At 70.8% G+C, this 20,810-nt stretch carries 21 protein-coding genes; 17 read left to right on the top strand and 4 right to left on the bottom strand.

Translation table 11 applies throughout. The features are described 5' to 3' along the window. Window positions 1-28 precede the first annotated feature (28 nt). Window positions 29-1,255: an urea ABC transporter substrate-binding protein gene (gene urtA / locus ABIE38_RS12425; RefSeq protein ID WP_354056678.1), complete on the top strand. Its 1,227-nt coding sequence runs from the start codon at window positions 29-31 to the stop codon at window positions 1,253-1,255. Between the two features lie 135 nt (window positions 1,256-1,390). On the opposite strand, the gene ABIE38_RS12430 is transcribed toward urtA, so the two are convergent. Further along, a complete protein-coding gene (locus tag ABIE38_RS12430; RefSeq protein ID WP_354056680.1) occupies window positions 1,391-2,170 on the bottom strand; it encodes an SDR family oxidoreductase in 780 nt (259 codons plus the stop codon). A 55-nt stretch (window positions 2,171-2,225) separates the two neighbouring features. Here ABIE38_RS12430 and ABIE38_RS12435 point away from each other — a divergent pair, with 55 nt between their 5' ends. From ABIE38_RS12435 to ABIE38_RS12455, 5 genes are read left to right on the top strand one after another with little or no spacing between them, the layout of a single operon-like run. After that, the gene (locus ABIE38_RS12435; protein ID WP_354056682.1) at window positions 2,226-3,215 is read left to right on the top strand and encodes a glycoside hydrolase family 26 protein; all 990 of its coding nucleotides are present in this window, start codon (window positions 2,226-2,228) and stop codon (window positions 3,213-3,215) included. Continuing rightward, window positions 3,212-4,444 (top strand): PP2C family protein-serine/threonine phosphatase, encoded by a 1,233-nt coding sequence (locus ABIE38_RS12440; RefSeq protein ID WP_354056684.1) that lies wholly within the window; start codon window positions 3,212-3,214, stop codon window positions 4,442-4,444. The genes ABIE38_RS12435 and ABIE38_RS12440 overlap by 4 nt, the downstream gene beginning before the upstream one ends. Continuing rightward, window positions 4,441-6,411 (top strand): glycosyltransferase, encoded by a 1,971-nt coding sequence (locus ABIE38_RS12445; RefSeq protein ID WP_354056686.1) that lies wholly within the window; start codon window positions 4,441-4,443, stop codon window positions 6,409-6,411. The genes ABIE38_RS12440 and ABIE38_RS12445 overlap by 4 nt, the downstream gene beginning before the upstream one ends. Next, window positions 6,408-6,743 carry an STAS domain-containing protein gene (locus ABIE38_RS12450; RefSeq protein WP_354056688.1) on the top strand — a complete coding sequence of 112 codons (336 nt, stop codon included), beginning with the start codon at window positions 6,408-6,410 and terminating at the stop codon, window positions 6,741-6,743. Before ABIE38_RS12445 ends, ABIE38_RS12450 begins: the two co-directional genes overlap by 4 nt. Next, window positions 6,733-7,191 (top strand): ATP-binding protein, encoded by a 459-nt coding sequence (locus ABIE38_RS12455; protein WP_354056690.1) that lies wholly within the window; start codon window positions 6,733-6,735, stop codon window positions 7,189-7,191. The genes ABIE38_RS12450 and ABIE38_RS12455 overlap by 11 nt, the downstream gene beginning before the upstream one ends. Here the strand turns inward: ABIE38_RS12455 and ABIE38_RS12460 are convergent. Further along, the gene (locus tag ABIE38_RS12460) at window positions 7,172-7,621 is read right to left on the bottom strand and encodes a limonene-1,2-epoxide hydrolase family protein (RefSeq protein WP_354056692.1); all 450 of its coding nucleotides are present in this window, start codon (window positions 7,619-7,621) and stop codon (window positions 7,172-7,174) included. The genes ABIE38_RS12455 and ABIE38_RS12460 overlap by 20 nt on opposite strands. Before the next feature lie 49 nt (window positions 7,622-7,670). On the opposite strand from ABIE38_RS12460, the gene ABIE38_RS12465 reads away from it, so the two are divergent. The 3 genes from ABIE38_RS12465 (at window position 7,671) to ABIE38_RS12475 (ending at window position 10,651) form a co-directional block, all read left to right on the top strand. Next, window positions 7,671-8,552: an alpha/beta fold hydrolase gene (locus ABIE38_RS12465; RefSeq protein ID WP_354056694.1), complete on the top strand. Its 882-nt coding sequence runs from the start codon at window positions 7,671-7,673 to the stop codon at window positions 8,550-8,552. An 81-nt stretch (window positions 8,553-8,633) separates the two neighbouring features. Continuing rightward, window positions 8,634-9,944 (top strand): D-inositol-3-phosphate glycosyltransferase, encoded by a 1,311-nt coding sequence (gene mshA, locus ABIE38_RS12470; protein WP_354056696.1) that lies wholly within the window; start codon window positions 8,634-8,636, stop codon window positions 9,942-9,944. A 116-nt stretch (window positions 9,945-10,060) separates the two neighbouring features. Next, window positions 10,061-10,651, top strand: coding sequence for a type III secretion system chaperone family protein (locus ABIE38_RS12475; protein ID WP_354056698.1), 591 nt, complete (start codon window positions 10,061-10,063; stop codon window positions 10,649-10,651). 130 nt (window positions 10,652-10,781) lie between these two features. On the opposite strand, the gene ABIE38_RS12480 is transcribed toward ABIE38_RS12475, so the two are convergent. Beyond that, window positions 10,782-12,485: a long-chain-fatty-acid--CoA ligase gene (locus ABIE38_RS12480; protein ID WP_354056700.1), complete on the bottom strand. Its 1,704-nt coding sequence runs from the start codon at window positions 12,483-12,485 to the stop codon at window positions 10,782-10,784. Window positions 12,486-12,526: 41 nt separating this feature from the next. Between ABIE38_RS12480 and ABIE38_RS12485 the strand changes: the two genes are divergently transcribed. The 3 genes from ABIE38_RS12485 (at window position 12,527) to ABIE38_RS12495 (ending at window position 15,270) form a co-directional block, all read left to right on the top strand. Then, window positions 12,527-13,276 (top strand): phosphoglyceromutase, encoded by a 750-nt coding sequence (locus ABIE38_RS12485; protein WP_354056702.1) that lies wholly within the window; start codon window positions 12,527-12,529, stop codon window positions 13,274-13,276. A gap of 111 nt (window positions 13,277-13,387) precedes the next feature. Beyond that, a complete protein-coding gene (locus tag ABIE38_RS12490) occupies window positions 13,388-14,584 on the top strand; it encodes a sensor histidine kinase (protein ID WP_354056704.1) in 1,197 nt (398 codons plus the stop codon). Beyond that, on the top strand, window positions 14,581-15,270 hold the full coding sequence (locus tag ABIE38_RS12495) for a response regulator (RefSeq protein WP_354056706.1): 690 nt from the start codon (window positions 14,581-14,583) through the stop codon (window positions 15,268-15,270). The genes ABIE38_RS12490 and ABIE38_RS12495 overlap by 4 nt, the downstream gene beginning before the upstream one ends. An 84-nt stretch (window positions 15,271-15,354) precedes the next feature. On the opposite strand, the gene ABIE38_RS12500 is transcribed toward ABIE38_RS12495, so the two are convergent. Next, the gene (locus ABIE38_RS12500; RefSeq protein WP_354056708.1) at window positions 15,355-16,209 is read right to left on the bottom strand and encodes a DUF3109 family protein; all 855 of its coding nucleotides are present in this window, start codon (window positions 16,207-16,209) and stop codon (window positions 15,355-15,357) included. Window positions 16,210-16,242: 33 nt separating this feature from the next. On the opposite strand from ABIE38_RS12500, the gene ABIE38_RS12505 reads away from it, so the two are divergent. The 5 genes from ABIE38_RS12505 (at window position 16,243) to ABIE38_RS12525 (ending at window position 20,646) form a co-directional block, all read left to right on the top strand. Next, a complete protein-coding gene (locus tag ABIE38_RS12505; RefSeq protein WP_354056710.1) occupies window positions 16,243-17,190 on the top strand; it encodes a Ppx/GppA family phosphatase in 948 nt (315 codons plus the stop codon). A gap of 1 nt (window position 17,191) precedes the next feature. Next, the gene (locus ABIE38_RS12510; protein WP_354056712.1) at window positions 17,192-18,847 is read left to right on the top strand and encodes an Rv0497 family membrane protein; all 1,656 of its coding nucleotides are present in this window, start codon (window positions 17,192-17,194) and stop codon (window positions 18,845-18,847) included. 188 nt (window positions 18,848-19,035) lie between these two features. Then, entirely contained in the window at window positions 19,036-19,878 is an 843-nt protein-coding gene (gene proC, locus ABIE38_RS12515; protein ID WP_354056713.1) for a pyrroline-5-carboxylate reductase, read from the top strand. A 284-nt stretch (window positions 19,879-20,162) separates the two neighbouring features. Next, on the top strand, window positions 20,163-20,384 hold the full coding sequence (locus ABIE38_RS12520) for a helix-turn-helix domain-containing protein (RefSeq protein ID WP_017837771.1): 222 nt from the start codon (window positions 20,163-20,165) through the stop codon (window positions 20,382-20,384). 160 nt (window positions 20,385-20,544) lie between these two features. Then, window positions 20,545-20,646 carry a 30S ribosomal protein bS22 gene (locus ABIE38_RS12525; protein WP_003855542.1) on the top strand — a complete coding sequence of 34 codons (102 nt, stop codon included), beginning with the start codon at window positions 20,545-20,547 and terminating at the stop codon, window positions 20,644-20,646. The last annotated feature ends 164 nt before the right edge of the window (window positions 20,647-20,810 follow it).

Raw genomic sequence — 20,810 nt, forward strand, 5'->3', positions numbered from 1 at the left:
ACCAATGTCACGACTCCACCGTTCACTCATGACGGCCACCGGTGTCATCACCATCGCCGCCCTCATGACGGCCTGCGGGAGCAGGACCTCCGATGAGAACGCGAGTGCCGCCGAGTCCTGTGTCGACACCTCCGGCGACACGATCAAGGTCGGCGCGATCAACTCGTTCTCCGGTGCGACCGCCATCAACGAGACGGTGATCGGCGACGCCATCACCCTCGCCGTGGAACAGATCAACGAGGACGGAGGAGTGCTGGGCAAGCAGCTCGAGCTCATCTCCGAGGACGGTGCGTCCGAGCCGACGGTCTTCGCCGAGAAGGCGGAGAAGCTCATCGGATCCGATTGCGTCGCGACCGTCTTCGGCGGATACACCTCGGCGAGCCGCAAGGCCATGCTGCCCGTGTTCGAAACCAACAACGCCCTGCTCTACTACGGCCAACAGTACGAGGGCCTGGAGTCCTCGCCGAACATCTTCTACTCCGGTGCCACGACCAACCAGCAGATCGTGCCGGCCCTGGACTACCTGAAGGAGGAAGGGGTCGAGTCCCTCTACCTGGTCGGCAGCGACTACGTCTTCCCCCAGACCGCCAACCGCATCGTCAAGGAGTACGCGGCGGCCAACGGCATCGAGATCCTGGGTGAGGACTACACCCCTCTCGGGTCCACGGACTTCTCGACCATCATCAACAAGATCCGCACCGCGGACGCGGACGCGGTGTTCAACGTGGTGGTCGGCGACTCGTTGGTCGCCTTCTTCCGCGAGTTCGCCAATGCCGGCCTCACCAGCGACGACATGCCGGTCATCTCCATGTGTGTCGGGGAGGAGGAGGTCCGGAGCATCGGAATCCAGAACGTCGAGGGCCACCTGGCGTCCTGGAACTACTACCAGACCATCGACAGCCCCGAGAACAACGAGTTCGTCTCCGAGTTCAAGTCCCGCTTCGGCGAGGCCCGCGTCACCTCGGATCCGATGGAGTCCGCCTACACCGGGGTGTACCTCTGGAAGGCGATGGTCGAGAAGGCCGGCTCCTTCGACGTCAGCGCGGTCCAGGAGGCGGCCGACGGCGTCTCGGTCACCGCGCCGAGCGGAGAGGTGACCGTCGACGGCGAGAACCACCACATCACCAAGACCGCCCGTGTCGGCGAGATCCGCGATGACGGCCTGATCTACACCGTGTGGGAGTCCGACGGCGCGATCGAGCCCGATCCGTACCTCGAGTCGTACGACTGGGCCGAGGGCCTGGCCGGCCAGTAGTGACGCCCCGGCAGCGCCTCTGCCGTCCCGTCAGTGTCGCGAATGGTGGCCGCGTCCCCCCGGAGCCCTCGTCGGGCCGGGGGGACGCGGCCATCGGGTCTCGGGTTGTGGTGCGCCGGGCGCCGGGCGCTCTGCTCAGCGCCGGTGCGCCCGCATCGCCGAGTGCTGGTCCCGCGGCTTGACCACGATCTGGTCCAGATTGACGTGCGACGGCCGGCTCGCCACGAACCCCACGATCTCGGCGATGTCGCGCGCGACCATGGGGGTCAATCCCTGGTAGACGGCGCCGGCCTTGTCGTCGTCGCCGTCGAACCGCACGAGTGAGAACTCGGTCTCGACCATGCCTGGCGCGATCTCGGTGAACCGCACGGGCTGGCCCAGGTGCTCCCCGCGGAGCGTCCGGTGCAGCACAGCCTGCGCGTGCTTGGCGGTGGTGTAACCGCTGCCCTTGTCGTAGGACTCCAGCGCGGCGATCGAGGTGATGGTCACCACCAGCCCGTCGCCGGTCTCCACGAGCACCGGCATGAGGCCGCGGACGAGTCGCAGCGTGCCCAGGACATTGGTCTCCCACATCCACCGCCACTGCTCCTCGTCGGCGTCCATGACGGTGGTCGTGCCCTTGGCGCCGCCGGCGTTGTTGACCAGCACGTGCAGCCGGGGGACGGCCGCGCAGAACGCCTCACACGAGTCGGGATCGGTCACGTCCAGGGGGATGGCGGTGCCGCCGATCTCGTCCGCGAGCGCCTGCAGGCGCTCGAGTCGCCGGGCGCCGACGACCACATGGAACCCCTGCGCTGCGAGTTCGCGCGCGGTGGCCTCACCGATCCCGGAGGAGGCGCCGGTCACCACCGCGATGCGGGTGTCGGAGGGGAGGTCGGCCATGCGCGCGCGGGCGGCGGGGTGATCGAAGCTCATGGGATCAGGCTAGAACAGCGACTCCCGCGATGCGCGGCGGCGACAATGGACACCGATGCGTGCGGTGTGGATTGTCCTGGTCTCGGTGGTGATGGCGGCGATGTGCGTGGCGTGTGGGTCCTCCCGGCAGTGCGATGTCTCCGACGACCCGGTGGCGGTGCCCCTCGACGCCCCCGGCCAGGCGTGTCCGCGCTTCGGCGTGAGCACCCCCGGAGGTCCGGCCGCCCCGGGGGAGTACCACGCCGTCGCCGACGCGGTGGGGACCCGGCCGAGCGTGGTGATGTGGTTCGTCGACTTCTCCTCTCCGCCCCCGATCGCGGAACTCGACGCCGTCCGGGGGTGGGGGGCGGACCCGGTCATCACGTGGGAACCGTGGCGCTGGGTCGCGGACGGCGAGTACGACCGGTCGGCGTTCCCCATGGAGCAGATCGCGGCGGGCGTCCACGACGACCACCTGTATCGCTGGGCCGACGAGCTGGCCGCCTGGGGCGACACGGTGTACCTGCGGTTCGCACACGAGGCCAACGGCGACTGGTACCCGTGGAGCCCGGCGGGTGGTACCCCACCGCAGACGTACGTGGACGCGTGGCGGCACGTCCACGACCTGTTCGCCGTCAAGGGGGTCGACAATGTGAGGTGGGTGTGGACGGTCAACGTCCCCCACCCCGGCAGCAGTACCATCGCCCCGCTCTACCCGGGAGACGACTACGTGGACGTGGTGGGCGTTGACGGCTACAACTGGGGCACGACACAGGCGTGGAGTTCCTGGCAGGAACCGGAGGAGATCCTCGGTCCCACCCTGGACCAGGTGGCCGATCTCGCGCCGGGGCTGCCGGTGATGGTCACCGAGGTGGCCAGCGCCGAGGCGGGTGGGTCCAAGTCGGAGTGGATCCGGGATCTGGTCGCGTATCTTGAGTCGAGAGACGAGTTAACGGCGTTCCTGTGGTTCGACCACCACAAGGAGGCCGATTGGCGTCTGGCCAGCACCCCGGAGTCCGCCGAGGCCATGGCGGGCGCCTTGAACAGAGAGCACCGCACGAGATGACCCCCCACCCGTGGAGCGTCCCCGCCCCCGTCGAGGCCGAGCGTGTACGCGACGTGGAACGACTCGGGATGCTCGACACCCCGCCCGAGGGTCGCTTCGACCAGGTCACCAACATGGCGCGCCGGGTTCTGGGGGTGCCGGCGGCGTCCCTGTCCCTGATGGACGGCGACAGGCAGTGGATGAAGTCGATCCGGGGGCTCGAGGTCGACGAGGTGCCGAGGGACAAGACGGTCTGCCGCACCACCATCGCGCGGGCGTACCGACGTCCCGACGACCCGGTGCTCATCATCCCGGACGCCGCCGCTGACCCGGAGTTCACGGAACTCCCCGGCATCGGTGGACCGGACGGGGTCCGCTTCTACGCCGGATACCCGCTGTTCGGCCCCACCGGGCACCCGGTGGGCACCTTCTGCATCTACGACACCGAACCGCGGCATCTGGACCCGCAGCAGATCGAGGCGTTCACCGAACTCGCCGAGTGGGCGCAACGGGAACTCGAGCGTTCGGCGGAGTTGGACCGGGCCGCGGAGATCCAGACCCAGCTGCTCCCGCGCCCCCTCACCGGGCTCGACGGTTACCGGGTGGCCGCGGTCTGCCTCCCGGCGTTCACGGTCGGCGGGGACTTCTTCGACCATTACTGTGGCGGTGGGGCACTGATGGTCACCGTTGCCGACGTGATGGGCAAGGGACTCGGGGCGGCGATCCTGTCCTCCTCGGTCCGCGCCTCGGTCAGGGGGGCGTCGCGGGTGCTGGAGCGGTACGGCTCGGGCGCCGGCGCACAGGACACCGGGGCGGTCACGACGCTCGCGGCCGAGCACCTCACCGAGGACTGCGAGCACACCTCCACCTTCGTCACCGCACTCCTCGCGGCGGTCGATCTGCCCACCGGGGCGATCCACTACACAGACGCCGGCCACGGCCTGGCCCTGATCCGGCGCGCCGACGGGCGCATCGACCCCCTCGAGGAGGGCGGCCCCCCGATAGGCATCCTCCCCGGGACCACCTGGACTTCCGATGAGGCGCAGCTGGAGCCGGGTGATGTGTTGGTGATCTGCTCGGACGGCCTGCTCGATCTGCTGGACGAGGGCAGCGACCCCGCCGCGTTGTGGGAATTCGTGGCCCCCCACACCTGCCCCGACGGCCTGGTGACGGCGACCCGCGAACTGGTGGCGGGTCGGCCGCCACTGGACGACGTGACCGTGGTGGCGGTCCGGAGAGAGGCGGCGTGAGCACGGTCCCGGCGCCGCCGGTGCCTCGCAGCGAGTACCCGTCGCCCTACCTGCGACTGCTCATCGTGGTGACGGTGATCGTGGGGCTGAACTACATCGTGTGGCGGTGGCTGTTCTCGGTCAACTGGGACGCCTGGTGGATCGCCGTCCCGCTGGTGCTCGCGGAGACGTACAGCCTGATCGATTCCATCCTGTTCGCTGTGACGATGTGGCGGCTGAGGCGCCGCCCCGAGCCGCCGCCCGCGCCGGAGGGGCTCACCGTCGACGTCTTCATCACCACCTACAACGAGCCGCTCGACCTGGTGCTGAACACTGCGGCGGCCGCCAAGCGCATCCGCTACCCGCACCGCACCTGGATCCTCGACGACGGCGCGCGTCCGGACCTGGCGGCCGCCGCCGCGGAGCTGGGGGTCGACTACCTCACCCGGTCGGCCAACTGGAAGGACAAGCCCCGCCACGCCAAGGCGGGCAACCTCATCAACGCCCTGCTCCACACCGACGGGGAGTTCCTGCTGATCCTGGACGCGGACCAGATCCCGGAGCCGGAGATCCTCGACCGGACCCTCGGGTACTTCACGGACGACGGGATGGCGCTGGTCCAGACGCCGCAGTACTTCACCAACGTCCCCGAATCCGACCCGTTGGGCAGCCAGGCTCCTCTGTTCTACGGCCCCATCCAGCAGGGCAAGGACGGGTGGAACGCCGCGTTCTTCTGTGGGTCGAACGCCGTGCTGCGGCGTGAGGCGCTGATGCAGCTCGGCATCACCGGGTACGTCAAGGCCGTCGAGGACGGGGTGGATCGCGCCCTGCGGACGGCCGGCAGGGTGATCAGGCGGGCGCAGCGTGCGGTCCCGGCGGACCAGCCCGAGGTCACCGAGGCACTCGGCTCCGTCCGGCGGGCCGTGCGCACCGCCCGCGCCGAGCTCAGGGCCGGCGCGTCGCTGGCGGAGATCACCTACGGCTTCCAGCAGACGGTGGACGCCGCCGCGCGAGCGGTGGTGGACGCCGACATGGGAGCGATCCGGGCGGACCTCGAGGCGATCGCGGCACTGGATGAACACGGCTCGGACGCGCTGGTGCTGGACGATCTCGTGCTAGACCAGCTCGCGGACCGCGAGTGGTCGCCGCTCGGGGCGGTCGAGTCGGTCCGCGCCCTGATCCGTGCGGTGGACATCGACCGGGCCGACGAGGCCGAACCGACCCAGGCCCTGGCGACCATCTCGGTCACCGAGGACATGGCCACCGCGATGCGTCTGCACGGCGCCGGCTGGCGGACCGCCTACCACCACGAGATCCTGGCGTACGGTCTGGCTCCCGAGGATCCCAAGACCATGCTCACTCAGCGACTGCGGTGGGCCCAGGGCACCATCCAGGTGATGTTGCGTGAGAACCCGCTGGTGCAGCGGGGCCTCACCCTCGCCCAGCGACTGATGTACTGGTCGACCATGTGGAGCTACCTGTCGGGCTTCGCGGCCCTGGCGTACTTCGCCGCCCCGGTGAACTATCTGACGCTCGGGGTGATGCCGGTCCAGGCGTGGAGCGTGGACTTCTTCGCCCGACTGATCCCGTTCCTCGTCCTGAGCCAGCTCCTGTTCTTCATCGCCGGCCGCGGGAACCCGACCTGGCGGGGGCAGCAGTACAGCCTCGCCCTTTTCCCCGTGTGGATCGCGGCGTGCTGGACGGCCGCGCGCAACGTGTACTTCGGCAAGCCCCTCGACTTCGCGGTCACCCCCAAGACCCGCCAGGGCGAGGACGCGACCCCGTGGTACCTCTTCCGGCCGCAGTTGATCGTCATGGCGTTCCTCGTGGTGGCGGCGATCATCGGGGTCGTCCGCCTGTACCTGGGGGCCATCTCCGTCCTGGGCGTGACGGCGAACCTCGTCTGGGTGGTGTTCGACCTGTTCATTCTGTCGGTCGTCGTCCGGGCCGCTCGCTACCGTGGACCCGACAGAGAAGGAGCGTCATGACCGCCTACGACATCCGTGAAGCCGGCACCGCCGTGGTGGTGCAGCCGACCGGTCGACTGAACATGGTGGCCGCGCCCGGCCTCCGCGACCAGCTGCGCGACCTGGTCGACGGCGGGTCCCGCCGGGTGGTGGTGGACCTCAGCGCCACCGAGTTCATCGACTCGTCCGGCCTCGGGGCGCTGATCTCCGGGCTCAAGGCCGCGCGGCAGGCCGGTGGAGACCTTCGCATCGCGGCCCCGAACACGCAGGTGAAGAGCGTGCTGAAGCTCACCCGGCTCGACCGGGTGCTCACCGCCCACGAGTCGGCGGACACCGCCTTCGATGGCGACTGACGATCGCCGGGAGCTGACCCTCACCACTGGCGAGGGGACCCTCGACCGGGTCCTCGACCTGATCGGGGAGATGCTCTCCGCCGGCCGGGTCGAGGAGGAGGCCCGGTTGAGGTTCGAACTCGCCGTGGCGGAGATCGGCGCGAACATCATCGAGCACGCGGGGGACGGTGGCCCGGTGACCCTGACCCTGGTGCTGGAGCTGGCGCCGGATCGTCTGGAGGCCCGGTTCACCGACGACGGCAACCCCGCCCGGGTGGACCTGCGGGCCGTGCAGATGCCGGACGTGTTCGCCGAACGCGGCCGCGGTCTGGCGATCGCGCTGGAGGCGCTCGACGAGTTGGAGTACCGCCGCCGCGGTGGGGAGAACGTCTGGCGACTGGCCTGCTACCGCGACCGCCCGGGAGAGCAGCCGGATGACGACGACGAGGTCAGCGACCCCGTCCGGTGAACATCCCCACCAGACCGCGCACCGCGCCGAGGGCCATGTCGGACTTGGAGAAGTAGTCCTGCCAGCCGCAGACGAGGCCGTCACGGACCTCGAGGCGCCCGCACACCCAGAAGCCGCAGCGGAAACGCCCGATGCCCAGGTAGTCAGTGCGTTCGGTGAGCACGATCGTGGGGGAGCCGGGGGTGGTCGGGTCCGCCGGGGCGCCCACGGCGAGGTGGTGGATCTCCGCGTCGAAGTCCACGTTGGCGCCCATGGCCGACAGTGCCTTGACCACGTCACGCTTGCCCCGGATGGTGGGGAGCCCGATGTTGGCCCACCACACGTCGTCGGCCAGCAGGTCGGCGGCGGCGGGGACGTTGCCCGAGACGAGGGCGTCGAAGAAGGTGCGGACCACGACGTCGGAGTCGATCTGGGTGGTGGTGGTTGCCATCCCGCCACGGTAGCCGCCCGGCGCGGGGCCTGGTGGCAGGATTGCCGGCATGACTGTTCCGGAACCCTCCACCGCCGTCTCGTCCGCCGTCTCCTCTGACGGCACCGTCATCGCCTACCGCGTCCTCGGCGACCCCGCCGCACGCCCGCTGGTGCTGGTCCACGGCTGGGCCCAGTCGAGCGCCTGCTGGGGGCCGGAGCTGCTGGCCTCGCTGGCCGAGCGGTTCCGGGTGGTGGCGGTGGACCTGCGCGGCCACGGCCACTCCGGCGTCGCGGAGGCGGGATACGACTCGTCGGAGCAGTGGGCCGACGATCTCGAGGCGGTGCTCGACGCCGCCGGGATCGGTGAGGCCGGAGTCGACGAGGCCGGAGTCGGCGGGGGTGGAACCGGCGCCGGCGCGATCCTGCTCGGCTGGTCCTATGGCGGGATCGTGGTCTCCGACTACCTGGCCTCGCGCGGTGAGGGTCGGGTCGCCGGGCTGGTGCTGTGCGGCGCGGTCACCGCGGTCTCCCGTTCGGCCGGCGGCGCGGTCGGTCCGGCCATGATGGCGGTCGCCGACGGCGGGTTCGAGGAGGACCCGGGCACCGCGATCGCCACCCTCGCGGGCTTCGGCACCGCCATGATGCGTTCCGGCGACGGCGTGAGCCGTCAGCGGATCTTTGGCCTGTCCCTGGCCACGCCCCCCGCCGTGCGGCAGAAACTGCTCACGCGGCGGGTGGACCACGACGACACCCTGCGCGGTCTGACGATCCCCGCGTTGGTCATCCACGGAGAGCACGACGGGGTGGTACTGCCCTCGGCCGGCCGGGCCAATGCCGAGATGATCCCGGACGCGCGCTACGTGGGCTTCGCCGAATCGGCACACGCGCCCTTCCTCGAGGAGATGCCGCGGTTCCTGTCCGAACTCGACGACTTCGCCGCCGAGCTGTAGCGGCGGATCCGCGACGCGGCGACGGGCGGGTCGCCCCGCGCCGGAGTGCGCCTCGTCGTCGTCGCGGGCACAATCGGTGAGGTGACCGTCTCCGATCTCCGCACCGGCGCCGAGGCCCCCCTCCCGCGGCGCATCGCCGTCCTGTCGTTCCACACCTCGCCGCTGGCCCAGCCGGGCACGGGCGACGCGGGCGGGCTCAACGTGTACGTGCTGCAGACCGCCCGTCGGCTGGCCCGGCGCGGCGTGGAGGTCGAGGTCTTCACCCGCGCCACCCACTCCTCGCAGCGCCCGGTCGAGCAGGCCGGCGACGGCGTCCTGGTCCGCAACATCGTGGCCGGGCCGTTCGAGGGCCTGCGCAAGGAGGACCTGCCCACTCAGCTGTGCCCGTTCGTCGCCGGTGTGATGCGGGCCGAGGCCGGCCACGCGCCCGGGCACTACGACCTCATCCATTCCCACTACTGGCTGTCGGGGCAGGCCGGATTGGTGGCCTCCGAACACTGGGGCGTGCCGCTGGTGCACACCGCGCACACCCTGGCCGAGGTGAAGAACGCGGTCCTGGCCGAGGGCGACACCCCGGAGCCGGAGTCGCGGCGCATCGGGGAGCAGCAGATCGTGGACTCCGCGCACGGGCTCGTGGTCAACACCACCGGCGAGCGCGACGAACTCGTGGGCTACTACGACGCCGACCCCGCCCACATCGACGTGGTGCCACCCGGCGCCGATCTCGAGCAGTACACCCCCGGCACGCAACGCGGCACCGAGCGGGCTCGCCGCGCGTTGGGTCTCTCGCAGCGGTCCGAGGTGATCGCGTTCGTCGGCCGGATCCAGCCGCTCAAGGCCCCCGACGTGATCGTCCGCGCGCTGGCGGAGATCGTGCGGGAGCAGCCGCACCGCGACGTGCGCCTGATGGTCGTGGGCGGGCCCAGCGGGTCCGGGCTCGAGCGCCCCCACTCGCTCATGGACCTGGCCGAGGAGCTGGGCGTGGCCGACCGGGTGAGCTTCCTCGCGCCGCGGCCGCCGTCGGAGCTGGTCGACGTCTACCGCGCCGCCGACATCGTGGCCGTGCCGTCCTACTCCGAGTCGTTCGGGCTCGTGGCCCTCGAGGCCCAGGCGTGCGGCACGCCCGTGGTGGCGGCGGCGGTGGGCGGCCTGCCCACCGCGGTGGACCACGGCCGCACCGGGATCACCGTGGACGGGCACGATCCGCGGGTGTGGGCGGAGACGTTGGTGGGACTGCTCGACGACGACGAGCGCCGCCTGTCGATGTCGCGGGCCGCCCCGGTCCACGCCTCGGCGTTCTCCTGGGATTCCACGGCCGACGGACTGCTCGCCTCGTACGCGGGCACGATGGCGTCCTACCGAGCCCGGCGGGAGGCGGCCGCCGCGTCCTGATCACCCGCGGCAGCGGCGCGGCCGGCACCGGCGCAGCCCGCGAGCCCGGCCCCGTCCGAACCAGCCCCCGTGACGAATCGCTCACGAGTCCAGGCCGTCCAACCGAAGGAGTCACGATGATCGACCCCACCGAGACCAAGCGCATGGACGACGACAGCGGTGCCGACGACAGCGGTGCCGTGCCGCGTGGTGCCGACGACGTCGACCGCCCCACCCTCGAGTTGATCCGTAACTTCCTGGTGGAGCGTGACATCGAGTCGACGCTGGCCGACGGCCGCGTTTTCGTGGTGCAGCTGCCAGGGGAGAAGCGGCTCAAGACCGCCTGCCATCTGACGGTGAACCGGGAGAGCGTGCGGGTCGAGGCGTTTGTCTGCCGCAAGCCCGACGAGGACTTCGAGAGGGTCTACAAGTACCTCCTGCGGCGCAACCGTCGGCTGTACCAGGTGGCGTACACGCTGGACAACAACGGCGACATCTACTTGGTGGGCCGGATGCCGCTGGTCGCGGTGACCGAGGAGGAGCTCGACCGCGTGCTCGGCCAGGTGCTCGAGGCGGCCGACCACGACTTCAACATCCTGCTCGAGACCGGTTTCCACACCTCGATCCGCCGCGAGTGGGAGTGGCGCGTCTCGCGCGGAGAGCCGCTGCGCAACCTCGACGCCTTCCGCCACCTCACCGAGGACCTGCCGCAGCCGGGCAACGGGTAGCCTCGGCGCCCATCCCTCGGCGCCCATCCCTCGAGAAGAGCGTTCCGCGCACCCTCTTCTCGGCCGATGCGTGCGGGACGCTCTTGTCGATGGGGTGGAGCGTCGCGGATGCGGACCGCCGCGGCTCCCGTCAGATCTGCTCGGCGACCTTCTTGCGCAGGACCTTGCCCATCGGGTTGGTGGGCAGCCCGTCCAGCGCCACGAATTCCCGGGGGACCTTGTACCCGGCGAGTGAGGCCTTGCAGTGGGCGCGCAGGGCCGGGGCGTCGAGCTCGGTGCCCGGCTCGAGCACGACCGCGGCCACGACCTGCTCGGCGCCGTCCGGTCCGCGCCGGCCCACCACCGCGCAGTCGGCCACGCCCGGGGCCCTGCGCAGGACCGTCTCGACCTCGGACGGATAGACGTTGAACCCGCCGGTGACGATCATCTCCTTGATCCGGTCCACCACGTGCAGGAAGCCGTCGGCGTCCTGCGTCACCACGTCGCCGGTGCGTAGCCAACCCTCGTGGAAGGTCTCGGCGGTGGCCGCGGGGTTGCCCCAGTAGCCCGGGAAGACCTGCGGCCCCCTGACCAACAGCTCGCCGGGTTCGCCCGGGGCGGCGTCCACGGTGGGGTCGTCCTTGTGAGCGACGCGGATGTCGGTGTCCGGGAAGGGCACGCCGATGCTGCCGGCCCGCCTCGCCGTCGACATGGGGTTGCCCACCGTGATGGGCGAGGTCTCGGTCATGCCGTATCCCTCCACGAGCAGGCCCCCGGTCGCGGCCTCCCACCTGGCGATGAGTTCGGCGGGCAGGCTCATCGCCCCGGAGAACGAGTGCCGCACGCCGTGCAGCGTGATCCCCCGCCGGTCGGCCTCCTCGAGGATCTTGGAGTAGATCGGCGGGACCGCCGGTATGAAGGTGGGCAGGTCCTTGGCGAAGATCGGCATGATGAGGGCCATGTCGGGTGTCGGCACGAGTTGGAGTCGCGCGCCCTTGGCGATGCCGAACACGACACACATCGTCACCCCGTAGGCGTGGAACATCGGCAGCGAGGCCAGGAACCGCTCCCGCCCCGGTTCGAGGTCGGGCACCCAGGCCTCGCCCATCTTGGCGTTGGCCACGAGATTGGCGTGGGAGAGCGTGGCTCCCTTGGGTGTTCCGGTGGTGCCGGAGGTGTACAGGATCAGCGCGAGGTCGTCGGCCTCAGGGCGCGGATGGGAGAAGTCCAGCTCGGGCCCGGTCTCCAGCTCGCGCCAGTCCAGGGTCCCGGGAGCGGGCACGGAGAGCTTGGCCCGCGAGGCGCGCAGCGAGGGGACGGGGAGGAACTTGAGTGCCAGGCGCTTGGCCGCGGGGAGCTCGTCGAGCAGGTCGACGGCGATGATGTGCTCGATCTGGGTGCCTGGGCGGTCGGCCAGCTCGCGCACCATGTCGGCGACGACGTTCCAGGTCACGACCACCTTCGCGCCGTGGTCGGCGAACGGACCCTCGAGCTCGTCGGCGGTGTAGAGCGGGTTGTGCTCGACCACGATCGCGCCGATCCGCAGCGCGGCGTAGAACACGACGATCCCCTGCGGACAGTTGGGCAGCAGGACGGCGACCCGGTCCCCGCGCCCCACCCCGAGGCGGCGCAGTCCCTCGGCCGCGTGACGGACCCGGCTGCCGATCTCGGAGTAGGGGGTCAGTCGGCCGAAGAACTCGGTCGCGGGCCGGTCGGAGTAGGTGCGCACGGCGTCGTCGAACTGGTCTAGCAGCGTGGTGGTGCCGTAGTCGAGGTCGTGCGTGGTGCCCGGGGTGTAGTGGGCGGTCCACGGCCGGTCGGATCGATCGGGGGTGTCTCCGGCGTGTGTGGTCATGTCTGCACCGTAGTCCTCGGGCGTCGGGTCATAATGACCGTATGGCTTACGGAACCCTCGTCCTGCTGCGTCACGGTCAGTCCACGTGGAACGCCTCCAACCAGTTCACCGGATGGGTCGATGTGGACCTCACCGACCTCGGACGCGAGGAGGCGGTCCGCGGTGGCAGACTCCTCGCCGAGGAGGGCATCCTCCCGGACGTGCTGTACACCTCGTTGCTGCGCCGGGCCATCACCACGGCCAACATCGCGCTGGACGCCTGCGACCGGCACTGGATCCCCGTCGTGCGGCACTGGAAGCTCAACGAGCGGCACTACGGCAAGCTGCAGGGCCTCAACAAGGCGGAGATCAAGGACGAGTTCGGTGACGAGCAGTTCATGCTGTGGCGCCGGAGCTACGACACGCCGCCGCCGGCGATCGACTCCGGCAACGAGTACTCGCAGTCGGCCGACCCCCGCTACGCGGACCTTCCGGAGGTCCCGCTGACGGAGTGCCTCAAGGACGTGGTGGACCGCTTCATCCCGTACTACGCGGCCGAGATCGCGCCGCAGCTGGCCGAGGGCAAGACGGTCATGGTGGCCGCCCACGGGAACTCGCTGCGCGCACTGGTCAAGCACCTCGACGGCATCTCCGACGAGGACATCGCGGGCCTGAACATCCCCACCGGCATCCCGCTCGTCTACCGCTTCGACGACTCCGGTCTGGTCTCCAACCCGGGGGGCACCTACCTCGACCCGGAGGCCGCGGCCGCGGGAGCCGCCGCCGTCGCCAGCCAGGGCGCCCAGAAGTAGGTGTCGCTCCGGTGAACACGCGGCGAACCCCCGTCCACCTGCGGACTTCCCGTAGATGGACGGGGGTTCTCCGTTGTCGACGCCGATTCGCCGCACCGTAGTATCTGCCTCGTGCAGGTCAGTCTCGGGATCGCCCTCGCGATCATCGCCGCAGTGGTCGGCTTTGTCGTCGGCGGGCTCGTCATCCCCCGGCTCGACGCCCGCCGTGAGCTCCGGCTCGCCGAGCAGCAGGGGCCGAGCCGGTTGGAGGTCCTGCGGGCGGTGTACCACCAGGCGCCGTACGCGCTCGCCGTGGTGGACCGTCACCAGGACGTGGTGCTCTACAACCGTCGCGCCGCCGAGCTGGGGATCGTGGACGACCGGCTCCTGGTGGACCCGGTGTGGCGCGCCGCCGAGATCACGTTCGCCAGCGGCGAGCCGTCCGTGTTCGACCTGCCCGCCAAGATCATCACGGGGCGTCGCCGCATCCCGTCGGTGAGCGGCCGCAGCGAGATCCTCGGCGGCCATCTCGCTCAGTTCGCGGTGGTGTTCGCCGACGACGATTCCGAGCAGCGGCGCATGGAGGCCGCACGACGCGACTTCGTGGCCAACGTGTCCCACGAACTCAAGACACCGGTGGGGGCCATGGCCGTGCTGGCCGAGGCGTTGTTGGAGTCCAAGGACGACCCGGAGTCGGTCGAGTACTTCGGCGGCCGCGTGGTGAGCGAGGCCCACCGTCTGGGCAAGATGGTCTCCGAGCTGATCGAGCTGTCCAGGCTCCAGGGCGCCGAGCGGATCCGTGATCCCGAGCCGGTGGACGTGGACGCCGTGGTGGACGAGGCCGTGCGCAGATCGGCGTCCGCGGCGGAGGCGGCCGGGATCGAGTTGATCACCGACGCGCCCTCCGGGCTCGAGATCTCGGGCGACCTGACCCTGCTGGTCACCGCGTTGACCAACCTCATCTCCAACGCCGTCAACTACTCCCCGGAGCGCACGCCGGTCTCGATCACCCGGGCGCTCGATGGGGACACCGTGATGCTGCGGGTCACCGACCGGGGGATCGGCATCGCGCCCGAGCACCAGACCCGCGTCTTCGAACGGTTCTTCCGCGTGGACAAGGCCCGGTCCCGGGCCACCGGCGGGACCGGGCTGGGGTTGGCGATCGTCAAGCACGTCGCCCAGAACCACAACGGCGGCGTCAGCATCTGGAGCCGACCCGGGACCGGGTCCACGTTCACACTCGAACTCCCGGCCCATGTGGAGCCGGATGGCGAGGGGGCCCGACCCCCCGCCGAGCACGACCAACAAAGAGAGGACCAGGTGCCGTGACCAGGGTGCTGATCGTAGAGGACGAGGCTTCGCTCGCGGATCCGTTGGCGTTCCTCCTGCGCAAGGAGGGCTTCGAGGTCACCATCGCCGGCGACGGCCCGACCGCGCTGGAGAGCTTCGACGCGGAGGGCGCGGACATCGTGTTGCTGGACCTCATGCTCCCGGGCATGTCCGGAACCGACGTGTGCAAGCGACTGCGGGTGACCTCGAGCGTCCCGGTCATCATGGTGACCGCGCGGGACAGCGAGATCGACAAGGTGGTCGGGCTGGAGTTGGGGGCCGACGACTACGTCACCAAGCCCTACTCGGCCCGCGAACTCATCGCCCGCATCCGGGCCGTCCTGAGGCGCGGTGCCGACACCGAGGGGGACCAGCCGGACGAGATCGGTGTCCTCGAGTCGGGCCCGGTGCGCCTCGACATCGAGCGGCACACGGTGACCGTGCGCGGGTCGGTGGTGACCCTCCCGCTCAAGGAGTTCGACCTGCTCGAGTACCTGCTGCGCAACTCGGGCCGGGTGCTCACCCGCGGTCAGCTGATCGACCGCGTCTGGGGGTCGGACTACGTGGGGGACACCAAGACGCTGGACGTGCACGTCAAGCGGCTGCGCTCGAAGATCGAACAGGACCCGGGCAAGCCGGTCCACCTGGTGACGGTCCGCGGCCTGGGCTACAAGTTCGAGGGCTGACCCGCCCGGGCCGACCCGCGGGCCCATCCGGCCTCGAGCGCACCCGGGCAGGCTTATCCGACTGAGTCGGTCTGAACCCGCTCCTTATCCGACGGAGTCGGTCTGCGCCCGCTCCGTCGCGGGGTGCACGGCGACGATTCCCAGCTGGCGGCGGCGCCGGCACGCCGCGGCCAGCACCTCGTAGCAGTCGGCACCCAGCAGTTCCACCAGCTCGTCCCGCAGGGAGACGAAGACCGGGTCGGCCCCGACGTGCGCCTCGGGCGATCCGGTGCAGTACCAGTCGAGGTCCAGCCCGCCGGGGCCCCAGCCGCGGCGGTCGTACTCGCCGATACGCGTGTGGAGGACCTCCACCTCGTCGGGCCGGGTCTCCCACTCCTGCGTGCGCCGGATGGGCAGTTGCCAGCACACGTCGGGCTTGGACTCGGGCAGGGTCCGCCCGGTCCGCAGGGCCATGTGGTGCAGGGCGCAGCCCGAGCCGGCCGGGAAGCCGACGTCGTTGAAGAATACGCAGCGACCGGCATGGCGGCGCGTCCGCAGAGCGGGCTCGGGCGCGCCGCCGTCCCCGGTGAGTTCGTCCTCTTCCAGCCACGGCTCGAGATCGCCGCCCTCGGCCTTCGCGGCGTCCAGCGCGGCCCCACGGTGCTGCCAGTCCTCGGGTCCCAGGAGTTCGACGTTCACGGTCAGGCGTGTGCGGTCGTCGTCGTCGCAGAGAAACGCGCCGTGGGTGCAACAGCCGGAATCGGGTTGGTCGGCCTCGATGCCGTGGCAGGCCGGGGTGCCGAACACGCAGGTCCACGAGGACAGCAACCAGGTCATGTCCGCGGAGATCAGGTGCTCGTCGTTCGCGGGGTCCGGGAACGTGTACCACTCGCGGGGGAAGTCGAGGGGGACTTCCGGGGCGGGCGCGCCCGGGGTGCTGGTGCGTTCGGTGGCGGTCACAACCAGCGACCGTAGACCGTTTAGGGTGGGCGTGTGAGATTAGGTGTCCTGGACGTCGGGAGCAACACGGTCCATTTCGTGGTGGTCGACGCCCATCGCGGCGGGCACCCCACGCCCATGAACGACTCCAAGACCCGTCTGCGGCTGATCGAATACCTCGACGAGGACGACAACATCTCCAAGACCGGCATCGCCCGGCTGATCGACGCGGTCAACGAGGCCGCCGATCTGGCCAAGGCCACCAAGTGCCGCGAGGTCATGGCCCTGGCGACCTCGGCCGTGCGCGACGCCGCCAATTCGGACGCGGTGCTCGAGAAAGTCGAGAAGGAGACCGGGATCGAGTTGCGCGTGCTCTCCGGCGAGGACGAGGCGCGGATGACCTTCCTGGCCGCCCGCCGGTGGTTCGGCTGGAGCGCCGGTCGGATCGTCAACCTCGACATCGGTGGTGGCTCGCTCGAGCTCACGAGCGGCGAGGACGAGCTGCCCGAGCACGCCTTCAGCCTGCCCCTGGGCGCGGGCCGGCTGACGCACGACTGGTTCAAGACCGATCCGCCCGAACGCAAGCGCATCAACCAGCTGCGTGACTTCATCGACGCCGAGCTGGAGGGCCCCGCCAGGGACCTGCGGGCGGCCGGTGCACCCGACCTGGCCTGTGCCACCTCCAAGACGTTCCGCACGTTGGCGCGCCTCACCGGTGCGGCGCCGTCGTCGGAGGGGCCGCGGGTGGAGCGGATCCTCACCGCGTCGGGTCTGCGGCAGGTGATCGCCTTTATCTCTCGCATGACGGCCGCCGACAGGGCAGAGTTGGAGGGCATCAGCTCTGACCGGTCGCATCAGGTGGTCGCGGGAGCGCTGGTGGCGGAGGCGTCGATGAGGGCTCTGGGGTTGGAAAGTGTGAAAATCTGCCCGTGGGCTCTGCGGGAGGGGCTCATACTGCAGCGTCTCGACCGGGACGCGGGCGGCGACGGAAAGGGGAGCTGAGATGGCCGAGGATCAGGACGGTCAGCAGATCACCGTGGCGGAGCTGCTCAAGCGCATGGGCGCGGAGCAGTCGGACGCGGCCGCACCGAAGGGTCGCCGGCACCGGCGGGCCGACGAGGGCGGCAGTGGCGTGAGCGTCTCCGAGCTCACCGGCGAGATCCCGCGGATCACCGACGACACCGAGCTCAGTAGCCGCGCCGCGCGCCGACGGGCCCGTGAGGCCGAGGAGACGGCCGCCGGGGCGGGGGAGAATACCCCCGAGACGACGACGAGCGCGGCGAGCGCTCCGACCGCCGAGAGCGCGGCTCCCCAGAGGTCGGGGCGTCGTCGGGCGCCGGAGACGGATGCCTCCGGTGAGGGTCGGGCAGAGGCTGCGCAGGCTCCGGAGGCGCCCGGGAAGCGCAGGGCTCAGACGCCCGCCGCGCCGACCACGCCGCAGTCACAGTCACCAGCTCAGCCGAAGTCGCCGTCACCGGCTCAATCGCAGCCGCAGGCGGGCCACGATGCGCGCCCGCAGACCGTGCCGCAGCCCCAGGTTCGGCAGCAGCAGACCCCGCCTCCGCCGGCTGACCACGATTCTCCCGCCGACTCCGGCAGGAAGGGCGGCCTGCGCGGACTGCTCGGCCGCAAGCGCAAGGACAAGGACGCGGACCGGGCGCAGTCCGGGGCTCCCGGGGTCCGGCCGGGTCCGGCGGGGCGTTCGGAGACCACGCCCGGCGTCGCCGCCGGTGCCGCGGCAGGTGTCGCCGGCGCCGCCGCTGCCGGAGTCGCCGCGTCGAGGAGCGATGCGGACGCGTCCCGGTCGGCAGCGCCGGTGAAGAAGACCGACGCACCGACCGCCTCCGCGCCTCCCGTCTCCGCACCTTCCGCCTCCGCACCTTCCGCGGCAGCGACGCCCACAGGCGCAGCGGCCTCGGCGACGGGGCAGAAGCCCGGAGTGCAGAAGCCCGCCGAGCAGAAGCCCGCAGGGCCCACGCCCACCGTCACGTCCGCGCCCACTGCGAGGTCCGCGACCGGCACCGAGTCCGCTCCGGCGGGAGATGCGGCGCAGTGGGGTGTCCCGTCGGGTAGTGGCTCGACCGCACACAAGGCACCCGATGCGCCGACCGGGGACGCCGCCGGTGCCGCCACGGGACCAGCCGCCGCGGGAGCAGCCGCCGCCGGTGCCGCCACGGGAGCAGCTGCCGCAGGCGCAGCGACCGCCGGCGCCGCACGGGACCACCACGCCACGACCGCGCAGGCGACCCCCGCGCACACCGGTCCGGCGCAGGCGACCCCGGCACAGGGTGCAGCCGCCCAGGCGGCCCCGGCCCACCACCGGGCGACCTCGCGGCCCGACGCCACGACCGACCACGACCCGGATCACGCGCCAGAGGGCGCCGAGCCGGCCGTGCGCTCCTCCACCACGGAATGGCTGGTCCTCGTGGCGCAGGTGCTGGCCTCGGGCGTCGCGGGCGCAGCGCTGTTCATCGGCTTCCAGCTGCTGTGGCGCGATCTGCCGTGGGTGGCCATGGCCCTGGCGCTCGTGGTGATCGTCGGGCTGGTCGCCATGGTCCGCGTCCTGCGTAGGTCGAACGACATGGTGAGCATCGCGCTCGCGGTGATCGTCGGTCTGGGCGTGACCTGCGGGCCCCTGTTGCTCAGAGTGGTCACCTGACCGGCCCACCCGATCCGTCACCACTCCGCCCGCACCTCTCACGGTGCGGGCGGAGTCGTCTGCACACCCGCCCGCCGAACCCCGTGCGACCGTCGGCCGCGTCGAGGCCGACCGCACGAACCGCGCGGGGCTGATCGCGCGGGATCAGCCGTGCAGGACCACCGGGGGTGTGTGGCACTGTTGTGGGCATGACGAGAATCGCAGTGGTCGGTGGCGGACGCATCGGCGAGGCCCTCATCGCAGGACTCCGGAAATCGGGCACGGAGCCCTCGGACATCGTGGTGATCGAGGCCGTCGAGTCCCGCGCCGCCGAACTGGCCAAGAAGTACTGCATCCTCTCCACCAGCCTGGACATCGGCTGCGAGGGGGCGGATGTGATCGTGGTGGCCGTCAAGCCCGGCGACGTCCCCGCGGTCGTCGACCGGGTCGGCGACGCGATCTCCGACAGCGTCCACGAGTCGATCGTGGTGTCGTTGGCGGCCGGCGTGCCCACGTCGGTGCTGGAGAACAAGCTCAGCGCGGGATCTCCCGTTGTGCGGGTGATGCCCAACACGGCGATGCTCGTGGGGCAGGGCGTCTCGGCGGCGTGCAAGGGTCGCTACGCGCGCGACGAGCACCTGGAGCAGGTGGTCCGGATCATGGAGAGCGTGGGCGCCGTTGTCGTCGTCGAGGAGTCCAAGATGGACGCCGTGACGGCCGTGTCCGGCTCGGGCCCCGCCTACTTCTTCCTCCTGGCCGAGGCCATGGTGGACTCGGCGGTCGAGCAGGGCCTTCCCCGTGACGTCGCGCTGCGACTCGCGGCCGGGACCGCCATGGGCGCCGGTGCCATGCTCACCGCCGGCGGTGACGGTCCCGCCGACCTGCGCGCGGCGGTCTGCTCCCCGGGAGGCACCACGGCGGCGGCGATCCGGCGGCTCGAGGCCGGGGGCTTCAGGTCCGCGGTCGCGGACGCCGTGGAGGCGTCGGCGACCAGGTCGATGGAACTGGCCCGCGCAGCGCAGACGGCCGAGGACGACGAGCGGGACGACTGACCCGACTCCAGGGCATCGCCCATCGCCCATCGCGGCCCATCGCGCTCCACACGCCCCACACGTCCCGCCAGGTGAGAGAACGGCCACCTGGCGGGACGTCGCATTTAGCACAAGCCCTGTTCAGGGCGGGTGAGGTCGCGGTCGGACGGCGTGTCGTCAAAGTTATTTGCCCACTCCCGTCGCATTGATCACACCCTTCACGCTAGGCTCATACCCAGCACGTGCGTGTCCGTACCGCAGGAGGGGAAGCCTGCGGCACGACGCGTGCCACGAAGGGTTGTGAGATGGCGACTACCGACAAGACCGAAGGCGGCGCACAGGCGGCGGGGGGTTCCCAGTTCCTGACCGTTGCCGAGGTCGCAGCGCTCATGCGCGTGTCCAAGATGACGGTCTACCGGCTCGTCCACTCGGGCGAACTGCCCGCGGTGCGGGTGGGGCGGTCGTTCCGCGTGCATTCCAAGGCGGTCCACGAGTACCTGGACACGTCGTACTTCTCCGCCGGCTGACCCGCTCCGGGTCGGCCCCCGGGCCCGTTTTCGTCGCGGCCCCACCTGCGGGTAGTCTGGACGGGTTCCGTACCGGCTTCCGAGCCCGCTTAGATGCCGGAACGCAGTAAGCCCGCTGTAAGGCCCCAGACCAGTAGTCGACAGGTAGGTGACCCCCGATATGGGTTCTGTGATCAAGAAGCGCCGCAAGCGTATGTCCAAGAAGAAGCACCGCAAGATGCTCCGCCGGACGCGCGTGCAGCGTCGCAAGCTCGGTAAGTGAGTCCGGCGGCGCCTCGATAGCGCCCGGACTCACGCCTGTAGCAGATGCCCGTCACCCGGAAACGGTGGCGGGCATCGGTGTGTCCCGGGGTGGTGTCCCGGAGTGTGTGTAGCAGCACGTCCGGGGTACGCGGACCGGGCAACGGAGCAGGGGGGTCCACCGCT

Source organism: Dietzia sp. 2505 (assembly GCF_040546785.1).
Lineage (GTDB): Bacteria > Actinomycetota > Actinomycetes > Mycobacteriales > Mycobacteriaceae > Dietzia.